This window comes from Serratia sp. CY38905 (assembly GCF_052168875.1).
GTDB lineage: Bacteria > Pseudomonadota > Gammaproteobacteria > Enterobacterales > Enterobacteriaceae > Serratia > Serratia sarumanii.
Genome location: NZ_JBJNLV010000018.1, coordinates 17,034 through 28,591, shown reverse-complemented (window position 1 = coordinate 28,591; position 11,558 = coordinate 17,034). Strand labels below are relative to the sequence as shown.

11 protein-coding genes are annotated in these 11,558 nt (G+C 60.7%); 4 read left to right on the top strand and 7 right to left on the bottom strand.

From position 1 onward, the window contains the following. Position 1: 1 nt before the first annotated feature. A complete protein-coding gene (locus tag ACJ8MK_RS23860) occupies positions 2-1,351 on the bottom strand; it encodes a Na(+)-translocating NADH-quinone reductase subunit A (RefSeq protein WP_308414496.1) in 1,350 nt (449 codons plus the stop codon). A gap of 552 nt (positions 1,352-1,903) precedes the next feature. Between ACJ8MK_RS23860 and dpaA the strand changes: the two genes are divergently transcribed. Next, the gene (gene dpaA, locus ACJ8MK_RS23855; RefSeq protein ID WP_033637205.1) at positions 1,904-2,674 is read left to right on the top strand and encodes a peptidoglycan meso-diaminopimelic acid protein amidase; all 771 of its coding nucleotides are present in this window, start codon (positions 1,904-1,906) and stop codon (positions 2,672-2,674) included. On the opposite strand, the gene ACJ8MK_RS23850 is transcribed toward dpaA, so the two are convergent. Together ACJ8MK_RS23850 and lpcA are read right to left on the bottom strand one after the other, a co-directional pair. Then, entirely contained in the window at positions 2,609-3,412 is an 804-nt protein-coding gene (locus tag ACJ8MK_RS23850; RefSeq protein ID WP_019454310.1) for a class II glutamine amidotransferase, read from the bottom strand. The two genes, dpaA and ACJ8MK_RS23850, sit on opposite strands and share 66 nt — an antisense overlap. A 97-nt stretch (positions 3,413-3,509) precedes the next feature. Continuing rightward, complete coding sequence (lpcA, locus tag ACJ8MK_RS23845; protein WP_004930220.1) at positions 3,510-4,091, bottom strand: D-sedoheptulose 7-phosphate isomerase; 582 nt, start codon at positions 4,089-4,091, stop codon at positions 3,510-3,512. A 246-nt stretch (positions 4,092-4,337) separates the two neighbouring features. On the opposite strand from lpcA, the gene fadE reads away from it, so the two are divergent. Next, positions 4,338-6,794 (top strand): acyl-CoA dehydrogenase FadE, encoded by a 2,457-nt coding sequence (gene fadE, locus ACJ8MK_RS23840; protein WP_033637204.1) that lies wholly within the window; start codon positions 4,338-4,340, stop codon positions 6,792-6,794. Positions 6,795-7,078: 284 nt separating this feature from the next. Further along, entirely contained in the window at positions 7,079-7,231 is a 153-nt protein-coding gene (locus ACJ8MK_RS23835; RefSeq protein WP_004930217.1) for a Hok/Gef family protein, read from the top strand. Between the two features lie 73 nt (positions 7,232-7,304). Here the strand turns inward: ACJ8MK_RS23835 and mtnK are convergent, their stop codons facing one another. Further along, on the bottom strand, positions 7,305-8,504 hold the full coding sequence (gene mtnK, locus ACJ8MK_RS23830) for an S-methyl-5-thioribose kinase (protein WP_074027412.1): 1,200 nt from the start codon (positions 8,502-8,504) through the stop codon (positions 7,305-7,307). A gap of 146 nt (positions 8,505-8,650) precedes the next feature. On the opposite strand from mtnK, the gene mtnA reads away from it, so the two are divergent. Beyond that, complete coding sequence (mtnA, locus tag ACJ8MK_RS23825; RefSeq protein WP_172904955.1) at positions 8,651-9,679, top strand: S-methyl-5-thioribose-1-phosphate isomerase; 1,029 nt, start codon at positions 8,651-8,653, stop codon at positions 9,677-9,679. 17 nt (positions 9,680-9,696) lie between these two features. Here mtnA and ACJ8MK_RS23820 read toward each other — a convergent pair whose 3' ends face one another. Genes ACJ8MK_RS23820 through ACJ8MK_RS23810 form a run of 3 tightly spaced genes read right to left on the bottom strand, consistent with a single transcriptional unit; the run spans position 9,697 to position 11,536 of the window. Beyond that, complete coding sequence (locus tag ACJ8MK_RS23820) at positions 9,697-10,239, bottom strand: 1,2-dihydroxy-3-keto-5-methylthiopentene dioxygenase (protein ID WP_033649920.1); 543 nt, start codon at positions 10,237-10,239, stop codon at positions 9,697-9,699. Continuing rightward, the gene (gene mtnC, locus ACJ8MK_RS23815; protein WP_033653343.1) at positions 10,236-10,925 is read right to left on the bottom strand and encodes an acireductone synthase; all 690 of its coding nucleotides are present in this window, start codon (positions 10,923-10,925) and stop codon (positions 10,236-10,238) included. The genes ACJ8MK_RS23820 and mtnC overlap by 4 nt, the downstream gene beginning before the upstream one ends. After that, positions 10,922-11,536 carry a methylthioribulose 1-phosphate dehydratase gene (locus ACJ8MK_RS23810; RefSeq protein ID WP_048321291.1) on the bottom strand — a complete coding sequence of 205 codons (615 nt, stop codon included), beginning with the start codon at positions 11,534-11,536 and terminating at the stop codon, positions 10,922-10,924. Before ACJ8MK_RS23810 ends, mtnC begins: the two co-directional genes overlap by 4 nt. Positions 11,537-11,558: the final 22 nt, after the last annotated feature.

Genomic DNA, 11,558 nt, shown 5'->3' with positions numbered 1-11,558 from the left:
GTTATCCTTCCTGCTCAATCTTGGTCAGCACCTCGCGCAGCACCGGCGCGTACTCATACTTGCCGGGGCAAACGAAGGTGCACAGCGCCAGATCTTCCTCGTCCAGCTCCAGACAGCCCAGCGCCTGCGCGCTGTCGCTGTCGCCCGCCAGCAGATCGCGCAGCAGCAGCGTCGGCAAAATATCCAGCGGCATCACCCGCTCGTAGTTGCCGATCGGCACCATGGCGCGTTCGCCGCCGTTAGTGGTGGTCGAGAAGGCGAACAGTTTGTTCTTCAGGAAGTGGCCCAGCGTGGTGCGGGTAATGGAGAACTTGTTCGGCGAAGGCACGATCCAACCGAACAGCTCTTTGTCGCGCCCTTCTTCCAGCACCGACACCTGCGAGTGGAAGCGGCCGAGCCAGGCGTTCGGCCCGGTGGCGTGCATGCCGTTCAGCACCGAACCTGAGATCACCCGATTCTCGCCGTTTTTCAGGCGGCCGGCGGTCAGCTCCTCGAGGCTGGCCCCCAGGCGGGTGCGCAGCAGCGCCGGCTGCGCCACCTGCGGCCCGGCCATCGCCACGACCCGGCGGGTATCGAGCTGACCGGTGGTGAACAGCGTGCCGATGGCGATGACGTCCTGATAGCCAATGTGCCAAACGGTTTTCTTCAGGCTGACCGGTTCGAGGAAGTGAATGTGGGTGCCCACCAGCCCGGCGGGATGCGGGCCGGTGAATTCGCTGTAGGCGATCTGCGGGCCGCTCTGCTGGCCAACTGAGGCGCCGGCGGCGTGGCATACGTGCACCTTGCCCGCCGTCAGGCGCGCCAACACCACCAGCCCGGCGTTGAACGCCGCCTGCTGTTCGGCGATGATCACCTGCGGATCGGCGGCCAACGGCCGGGTATCCATCGCGGTGACGAAAATGGCGCGCGGTTCGCTGCCGGGGCTCGGCGTTTTGCTGAACGGGCGGGTGCGCAGCGCGGTCCACAGGCCGCTGGCGATCAGTTCGCTCTCGACCTGTTCGCGCGGCAACTGGGCCAGTTCACCCAGCGGGTAATGCGCAAACTCGAGCTGGTCATCGCCGCCGTTTTCCAGCGCAATCACCACCGATTGCAATACGCGCCGCTCGCCGCGGTTAATCGCGGCGATGCGGCCGCTGGCGGGAGCCGTGAAGAAAACCCCGGGGTTTTTCTTATCTTCGAACAACGCCTGGCCTTTCTTAACGGTATCGCCTTCCTGCACCAGCATGGAGGGACGCATTCCGACATACTCTTCCCCAAGCAGGGCAACATGCTGAATGTTCGGGCCGTCTTGGATCGCCTGAACCGGGGCTCCGGCTATCGGCAGATCTAACCCTTTTCTGATCTTAATCATAGGATTTATACGATGTAGTTTGGTTTACACGTCTGCCCGGCCCCAGAGGCGGGTGCTGACGATGCCAGGATTGCCGGGCAGTGCGCATGACGGCACGCCCAACATGAACTTTCTCGCAGTGAAAAACTGGGGTAACGCGCATTCCCTTGATTCCCCCTTTCCGTTGTTAGCGCGACGGTCGATATGTTAACGGCCTGTAGCCAAATAACCATCAAAATGGCCGGGTTATATGCCATAACTCCTGCCGCTTCAATCGCCACAGCGCGTTAAATTGAAGGGGGAATATTAACATTGTTCGCAACATTGTTCTGCGTTCCGTCGTGACTTGGGTCAAGCAAACGCAATTAAATTTCGCCTGTTTTTCACTACTTATCGTTAAAATCTGCCGGTCATTTCACTTTTATCGAGCTTTGTCGTTTTTTTATACATATCACGTATTGCTAAAAATAAACGCGCTGGTAATCTGGCGGTGTTTTGCAGCAGTAAAAACAATATCAGTGGCATGCCGACCAACGTCATTGCGCCGGCAAATAAATATAAGCAGGAATAATAATGAGCAAAATCGCGCTGTTGTTTGCGATGCTTGTTTCTATGCCGATGATCACGGCCTGCAGCGCCAGCGAGCAGGTACCCGAAGCGCCGGTAGTTAAACAGCAATTATTGGGTTCGCCGGTCTATATTCAGATCTTCAAAGAGGAACGCAAGCTGGAATTGTATGCCAAAATGGGCAATGAATTCCGCCTGGTCAACACGTTCCCGATCTGTAATTTCTCCGGCGGGCTGGGTCCTAAACGCCGTGAAGGCGACTTTAAAAGTCCGGAAGGCTTTTATAGCGTTGACGCGCGCCATCTGAAACCCGACAGCAAGTATTATCGGGCGATCAATATCGGTTTCCCTAATGATTACGATAAGTCGCAGGGCTATTCCGGCGCTTATCTGATGATCCACGGCGAATGTAAATCGATTGGCTGTTACGCGATGACCAACACCTATATGGACGAGATCTATCGCTACGTCGAAGCCGCCTTCGCCTATGGCCAAAGCCGCGTCAACATCAGCATTTACCCGTTCCGCATGACCGAGCAAAACCTCAAGCGCCATGCGTCATCCAGCTATATCGCCTTCTGGCGCCAGCTGAAGCCGGGCTACGATTACTTCGCGAAGAACCACCAGCCGCCGACAATGGGCGTGGTCAATGGCCAGTACGTCTTGGGTCAACCGTTGATGAGCAGCGGCGGCATGATGACGCAGTACGCGTCAGCCAGCCCGACGCCCAACACCAATCCCTTCGCTCAGAACAAGCCGCTCACCGAAGTGAAATAACGCGAACTCGCCTGGCTCAATCTTGTGCCAGGTTTCGTTGGCGGTCAGCGGTTGGGTGGCGATCACCGTGACCACATCGTTCGGTGTGGTCTGCTGCTGAAAATCGATTTCCACGTCCTGATCGAGCAGCGTCGCCTTGCCGAACGGCGCGCGGCGCGTGATCCAATACAGGTTGGTGGAACAATAGGCCATCACGAAGCGCCCGTCCGACAACAGCATGTTGAACACCCCCTTCTTGCGCAGCTGGCTCGCCAACAGGCCGATATAGCGGAAAACCGCCGGCCATTGGCTCGGGGTGCGCGGGTATTTCAGCGCCAGCTGATGCAGCAGCCAGCAGAACGCGTATTCGCTGTCGGTCTGGCCGACCGGGCGAAACGTGCCGGTATCCAGCTGACGATAGCCTTTCAATTGGCCGTTGTGCGCGTAGGTCCAGTTGCGGCCCCACAGTTCGCGGGTGAACGGGTGGGTGTTTTCCAGCGCCACCTCGCCGCGATTGGCCTGGCGAATATGGGACACCACCGCGCAGGACTTGATCGGATAGTCCTGCACCAGGCGGGCGATCGGCGAGTTGAAGCTCGGCTGCGGATCCTTGAATGTGCGGCAGCCGTTCCCTTCATAGAAGGTAATGCCCCAGCCATCCTTATGCGGCCCGGTGCGGCCGCCGCGCTGTACCAGGCCGGTAAAGCTGAAGCAGATATCGGTCGGTACGTTTGCGCTCATCCCGAGCAGTTCACACATCGCCAGCACTCCTTAACCACACTGACACAGGCTGTGCGGGCGCAGCATGCGGCGCCCGCCGTCTTATTCATGGGGAGCCGCAGCTCCCCGCAGGCTATCAAGCCTTAACCATCTCTTTTTCGATCAGCTGAATCAAGATGTGAATCGCTTTAATGTGGATTTCCTGAATGCGGTCGGCGTAGCCGAAGTGCGGCACGCGAATTTCCACATCGGCGGAACCCGCCATCTTGCCGCCGTCCTTGCCGGTCAGGGTGATCACTTTCATCCCCTTGGCGCGCGCCGCGTCGATGGCCTTGATGATGTTGCCGGAATTGCCGGAGGTGGAAATGCCCAGCAGCACGTCGCCTTCGCGGCCTACCGCTTCCACATAGCGAGAGAACACGTACTCATAGCCGAAGTCGTTGCTGACGCAGGACAGGTGGCTCACGTCCGAGATGGCAATCGCCGGGTAGCCCGGGCGGTTTTCACGGTAGCGGCCAGTCAGCTCTTCGGCGAAGTGCATCGCGTCGCAATGGGAACCGCCGTTGCCGCAGGAAATCACTTTACCGCCGGCTTTGAAGGAATCCGCCAGCAGCACCGCGGCGCGTTGGATGGCGTCGATGTTGGCGTCGTCATTGATAAATTTCGCCAGGGTATCAGCCGCTTCGTTCAGTTCACTGCGAATAAGGTCGTGGTACATGAGGAACCTCTTGTTATCGTCAAATCTTCCGCTCCGCAGTGTACCGGATCGCGGAAACAGCGAGAAGCATTCTCAGCCAAACAGCGCGCCGGTTAAGGAAGCGGAGAGGTTTTTGATGATTGGTGCTGTCAGTTTGTGACCTGAGTTGTAATTAAACTGTAAACGCATTGATAAAAATTCTGCCTTGTACTAAAACCTATTACATACACACAACAGGTCAGACCTCTTACTACTTCGGAGCTTCTTATGATGGTTCTTAGTATCGTCGTTTTCCTGGCTCTCCTCGGCGTGGTGTTCTACCACCGAGTGAACCTTACCCTCAGCAGCCTGATCCTGGTGGCGTACACCGCCGCCATGGGCGCTATCGGCCTGTGGAGCTTCTGGCTGTTGCTGCCGCTGGCTATCGTGCTGCTGCCGCTGAACCTTTCCTCTGTGCGCCGTTCCCTGCTCTCCGCGCCGGCGCTGCGCGCCTTCCGCAAGGTGATGCCGCCGATGTCCACCACCGAGAAGGAAGCGATCGACGCCGGTACCACCTGGTGGGAAGGCGATCTGTTCCGCGGCGCGCCGGACTGGAACAAGCTGCACAGCTACCCGAAACCGCGCCTGACGGAAGAAGAGCAGGCGTTTATCGACGGCCCGGTGGAAGAAGCCTGCCGCATGGCCAACGACTTCCAGATCACCCACGAACTGGCCGATCTGCCGCCTGAACTCTGGGCATACCTGAAAGAACACCGTTTCTTCGCGATGATCATCAAGAAAGAGTACGGAGGTCTGGAATTCTCTCCTTATGCTCAGGCGATGGTGCTGCAAAAACTGGCCGGCGTTTCCGGCATCCTGGCGATCACCGTTGGCGTGCCGAACTCCCTCGGCCCGGGCGAACTGCTGCAGCACTACGGTACCGAAGAACAGAAAAACCACTATCTGCCGGGCCTGGCGCGCGGCGACGAGATCCCTTGCTTCGCGCTGACCAGCCCGGAAGCGGGTTCCGATGCCGGCGCCATTCCGGACGTGGGCACCGTGTGCATGGGCGAATGGCAAGGCAAGCAGGTGCTGGGCATGCGCCTGACCTGGAACAAGCGCTACATCACGCTGGCGCCGGTCGCCACCGTACTGGGCCTGGCGTTCAAACTGCATGACCCGAACCGCCTGCTGAGCGACAACGAATCCCCGGGCATCACCTGCGCGCTGATCCCGACCAGCACGCCGGGCGTGGAAATCGGCAACCGCCACTTCCCGCTGAACGTGCCGTTCCAGAACGGCCCGACCCGCGGCACCGACGTGTTCGTCCCGATCGATTACATTATCGGCGGCCCGAAAATGGCCGGCCAGGGCTGGCGGATGCTGGTTGAGTGTCTGTCGGTAGGTCGCGGCATCACCCTGCCGTCCAACTCTACCGGCAGCCTGAAATCCATCGCCCTGGCGACCGGCGCCTACGCGCACATTCGCCGTCAGTTCAAGATCTCCATCGGCAAGATGGAAGGCATCGAAGAGCCGTTGGCGCGCATCGCCGGCAACACCTATGTGATGGACGCCGCCGCTTCGCTGATCACCTATGCGCTGGTGCAGGGCGAGAAGCCGGCCGTGCTGTCGGCCATCGTCAAATACCACTGTACGCACCGCGGCCAGCAGTCGATCGTTGACGCCATGGACATCGCCGGCGGTAAAGGCATCATGCTGGGCGAATCCAACTTCCTGGCTCGTGCCTATCAGGGCGCACCGATCGCCATTACGGTGGAAGGCGCGAACATCCTGACTCGCACCATGATGATCTTCGGCCAGGGCGCGATCCGCTGCCATCCTTATGTGCTGGATGAAATGGCGGCGGCGCAGAACAACGATCTGAACGCCTTCGATAAATCGCTGTTCGGCCATCTGGGCCACGTCGGCAGCAACAAGGTACGCAGCTTCTGGCTGGGTCTGACCAACGGCCGCACCAGCGCCACGCCGACCAAGGACGCGACCCGTCGTTACTATCAGCAGTTGAACCGCCTGAGCGCCAACCTGGCGTTGCTGTCGGACGTTTCCATGGGCGTGCTGGGCGGCAGCCTGAAGCGCCGCGAGCGCATCTCCGCTCGCCTGGGGGACATCCTCAGCCAGATGTATTTGGCTTCCGCCGTGCTGAAACGCTTTGACGACGAAGGCCGTCAGAAAGAAGATCTGCCGCTGGTGCATTGGGGCGTGCAAGACAGCCTGCATAAAGCCGAACAGGCGCTGGATGATCTGCTGCGCAACTTCCCGAACCGCTTTATCGCCGGCGCGCTGCGCTTCGTGGTCTTCCCGTTTGGCCGCGTGCATACCGCACCGTCCGACCGTCTGGATCACCAGTTGGCCAAGATCCTGCAGGTGCCTTCCGCCACCCGCAGCCGTCTGGGGCGCGGTCAGTACCTGACGCCGAGCGAGCATAATCCAATCGGCCTGCTGGAAGCGGCGCTGGCCGACGTGATGGCCGCCGAGCCGATTCACGAGCGTCTGTGCAAGGCGGCCGGCAAAAACCTGCCGTTCACCCGCCTGGATCGTTTGGCGGAGCGCGCGCTGGAAGAAGGCAAGATCAGCGCCGACGAGGCGAAGATCCTGGTGAAAGCCGAAGAGAGCCGCCTGCGCTCCATCAACGTGGACGACTTTGCGCCGGATGCGCTGGCGGCCGCCAAGCCGGAAAAGCCGGCGGCGCAGTCTAAGCGCCAACAGCAAACCGAAGCGGCTTAACGTTCACTTCACGCATCCAAGGGGCGATCATCATCGCCCCTTTTTCTTTTGCTTTCATGACAAACTGCGCACCGCGCCGCAGGTTGGCGCAACGGCGGATTTCACGGGAAGGAAGTTCGAGTAGACTGCGCGACGGGTGCTCTGGATCTTTCTGTCCGGAGCCTTGGCAAAGGAGAGAAAGAGAAAGGCCCCGAGTCGATATTATCAACCCGAGGCCACTCTGATGCCCAACAACATCAGGTTAGCCTCTTACCCGCCGCAAGGCAAGGATAGGGAGGTCAAAAATGCAGCAAAAACGGGTCGTACTTAAACTGGTGATCGTCTGTATGACGCTGATCGCGTTCATCTGGCTAACCCGCGGTTCGCTGTGCGAACTGCGCATCAGGCTGGGAGACTCGGAGGTTGCGGCCACTTTGGCTTACGAATCCGAACGGTAAGGCAACCCAACGGCGGGGTTCGCCCCGCCCGTTGGCTGATGGTGTCAGGCAAGATCCACGAGCATCCGCCTTTTTAGCCCTGCTGACGAATGCGCGCCAACAGGGCGTCAATATGCTCGATCTGCGGCGCATTGACGATCAGCGTGCGCCCCAATCCCAGCGCATGGCGCTGACAGTCGAGGCGCATATCAGCGTTGGCGATGCTGTCCAGATCGGCGACGTGCGCCAGACCGATGGTGCGCCGAATCAGTTCGGTGCCGCAGTACCCGACCGCATCGGTCCAGACCTGTTGCAGGAACAGCTCGGCGTAACCCGGCGTCGCCAGCGCCGCATCCCGGCTTTGCTGATGGCACAAAGCCAAAAAGCGATCGGCGAAGATCAGCCACAGCTCGCGCACATCCTGCAGGCGCTGCTCGCGCCCGGCGGCGGCGTCGCGCGGCCCGAACAGCCCCGGCAGCCCGCAATAGTTGAGCAGCAGGTTGCCTAACGCAGTACCGATATCGAAACCGATCGGGCCGTAGAAGCCGAATTCGGCGTCGATCGCTTTCAACCGGCCTTCCGCCACGAAGATCGAACCGCTGTGAATATCGCCGTGCAACAGCGCCTCCGCCTTGCTGAGAAAGCGATGTTTCAGGCCGGCGACCGCCAGCTTCAGCGGCGCATCCTCGCGCAGCGCCTGCACCTGCGGCAACAGCGCCACCTCGAACTGATTGCGCTCATGGTCGATATAGGGATCGGTAAAGAACAGGTCTTCGGTGATCTGGCACAGTTCGGGGTTAGTGAAACGTCTGACTTCCGCCTTCTTCTGCTGCGCCGACTGATAAAAATCGGAGGTGTGGAACAGCGTCTGCGCCAGGTATTCCGCCAACTGCCCGGCCGCCAGCGGGTGATAGTTGCCCTGTACCAGCTCACTGCGCCAGATGCGATGATCGGAGAGATCTTCCTGCACCATCACCGCCAATTCGGGATCGTGATGCAAGACTTTTACCGTATGCCGCGGGCAGAAACCGCCGTGAACCCGCAGCGTTTCCGCTTCGATGCGCGCCCGATCCAGCGTCAGCGGCCAGGATTCGCCCACGCAGCGCACGTAGGGCAGCGCCTGTTTGACGATCACCCGGCTCACGCCTTCGCGATCGCGGATCTTGAACACCAGGTTCAGGTTGCCGTCACCGATCTCGTCGGCGCTCACCAGCGCCTGCGGATCGGCCACCTGCCCGTATTGGCGGGCATATTCAACGGCATCGGCAGCCGTAAACGTACGATAAAGCGACATTCCCCAACCCCTCTGTTCTCTCTCACTGACCCCAGCGATTCTGTTTATTTAGACGTAAAAGCATTTGGACGTCTATACATCTGGAAGTCATGTTGGCAGAATAGCGTTTCAGATGCAATAACCACGCAACAAGGAATTAACCGCCGATGCAAGCGCTTAACACCACCAGTTTGACCCTGCAGGACAACCGCCTTTGGATCCTCGATCAGCAAGCCCTGCCGCAGGAAAAGCGGTGGCGCGCCTGCGACAGCGTGGAGGAACTGGTCGGACACATTCACAGCCTGCGGGTGCGCGGCGCGCCGCTGATCGGGCTGTCCGCCAGCCTGCTGCTGGCGCTGCTGGCGGAACGCGGTCTGCCGCGCGCCGAGCTGGAACAGGCGCTGCACACGCTGCGCGCCGCTCGCCCGACGGCGGTCAACCTGATGAATAATCTGGATCGCATGAAGCTGGCGCTGGCGGAGCCTGATTGGGTGCCGGCGATGGTGAACGAAGCGCTGCGGCTGGTGGAAGAGGATCGCCGATTGTGCGATCGCATCGCCGATCACGGCGCTGGGCTGGTCAAGCCCGGCAGCCGCCTGCTGACCCACTGCAATACAGGCGGATTGGCCACCGCCGGCGTCGGCACCGCCATCGGCGTGCTGCTGCACGCCCACCGGCAGGGCAAAGTGCAACAGGTATGGGTCGATGAAACCCGGCCGCTGCTGCAGGGCGGTCGTCTGACCGCCTGGGAATTGGGCGAGCTGGGCATTCCCTATCGCCTGATCTGCGATTCGATGGCCGCCAGCCTGATGGCGCAGGGCCAGGTCGATGCGGTATGGGTCGGCGCGGATCGCATCGCCGCCAACGGCGACGTCGCCAACAAGATTGGCACCTACAGCCTGGCGGTGCTGGCGCACTATCACGGCATCCCGTTCTACGTGGCCGCCCCGCACACCACCCACGATCCGCACTGCCCGGACGGCGCAGCCATCCCGATCGAGCAGCGCGCGGCGGCCGAAGTCACCGGCGTTTCAGGTAGCTTCGGCGCCTGCCAGTGGGCGCCGAACGATGCGCCGGTCTACAATCCGGCGTTCGACGTCACGCCGGCGAAGCTCATCAGCGGATGGATATTCGACAGCGGCGTGATTACGCCGCAGCAGGTTGAAGCGGGGATTTTCCAGCGGGCGTTGGGTTAACGCCCGCCCATCGGCACTCAGTCCAAACGCGGATAAGCATCGGCGATCTTGTCGCCGGTGAAATGCGCCACCCAGCCTTCCGGGTTGTCGAACACCCGGATCGCGGTGAAATGCGGGGCCGATCCCATATCGAACCAGTGCCGGATGTTGGCCGGCACCGAGATCAGATCGTTCTTTTCGCACAGGATCTGGAAGATCTTGCCGTCCAGATGCAGGCAAAACAGCCCTGCGCCTTCGACGAAAAAGCGTACTTCATCTTCGCCGTGCGTATGTTCGGACAGGAATTTTTCACGCAGTGCCTGGCGCTGCTCATGGTCCGGCCGCATGCTGATCACGTCCCAGCTCTGGTAACCCTTTTCCGCCACCAGTCGGTCTATTTCATGCTGGTAGGCGGCGATCACCGCCTCCGGCTGCGGGTTGTCGCCCAGCTCGCGATCCGCCTGCCAGCGCTCAAAGCGCACGCCGATCTGCGCCAACTGCCGCTGGATCTCCTGCGCATCACGGCTCTGCCACAGCGGTTGCTGCGGCGCTGTATCGCTGAAAATGGTCAATCCACTCATGAGACGAACTCCCCTAAATCGATACGATCAAAACGGTTAACCTGCGGATGTCGGCTCTGCACGTCCGCCTCATCGCGGATCAGCTGGCAGGTATGCCAGCCGGCGGCCTGCGCCGCATCCAGCTCCTGGCGGATGTCGGACAAAAACAGCAGCTCGTCGGGCGCGATGCCGATAGCCTGCGCGATGTTGCGGTACGACGCGGTTTCACGCTTGGCGCCGACGTGCGTATCGAAATAGCCACTGAACAGCGGCTGCAGATCGCCCGCGTCGCTGTGGCCGAACAGCAGCTTCTGCGCCTCCACCGAACCGGAGGAATAGACGTAGAGCTTCACCCCTTGCCGCTGCCAGGCGGCCAACTGCCCGGCGACTTCCGGATACAGATGCCCGCGGAAATCACCCTCGCGGTAGCCGCTGCGCCAGATGATGCCCTGCAGCGCCTTGAGTGCGGTGGATTTGCGGTCTTCATCCATAAAGCGGTACAGCGCGGCGATCAGCACGTCTAGATCGGCCTGCGGTTGGCCAATTTCAGCACGCAGCGCCGCCAGCGGTGCGGCGACTTCGCTCTCAGCGGCATGGCGGCGCACAAAATCCGCCAGCCGTTCGCGGGCGTAAGGAAACAGTACCTGATGCACGAAGCGAATATCGCTGGTGGTGCCTTCTATATCAGTCACGATGGCGCGGATCATTTCGCCTCCAGTAAACGGCGTTGCAGTTCACACTGGAACAAGAATTCCAGCCCTTCAAGATGGCGGCGAGCTTCCGCCACCTGGCTTCCCCAGCAATACAGACCGTGGCCGCGCACCAGAAAGCCGTATTGCAGCGGCGTGGCCTCGGCATAGGCTGCCACGCGCGCCGCCAGCCGAGGGATATCCTGATCGTTGTCGAAAATGGGGATCGCCACGCTGTCCAGGTGGCTGCGCTGGCCGGCCAGCGACTTCTGCATTTCGTACCCCTGCAGCACCAGCGCATCACCGCGTTCCACCCGCGACAGGACGGTAGCGTTGACAGAATGGGTATGCAGCACCGCGCCGATATGCGCAGACAGGCGATAGAGCAGCGTATGCAGCCCGGTCTCCGCCGACGGCGTGCGGCCGCTCGGCACATGATTGTCGGCAATATCCACCCGCAGAAAATCGGCGGCGCTCAGGCTACCCTTGTCTTTGCCGGACTCGGTGACCAGGCACTGACGTTCGTCCAGGCGCAGCGACATGTTGCCGCCGGTCGCCGGGCACCAGCCTTTGTTGCCAATCCAGTGGCAGGCCGCCAGCAATGCGGTAAGTTGCGGATTCTCCGTCATTATTATCGTTTCCCGTTCGGTA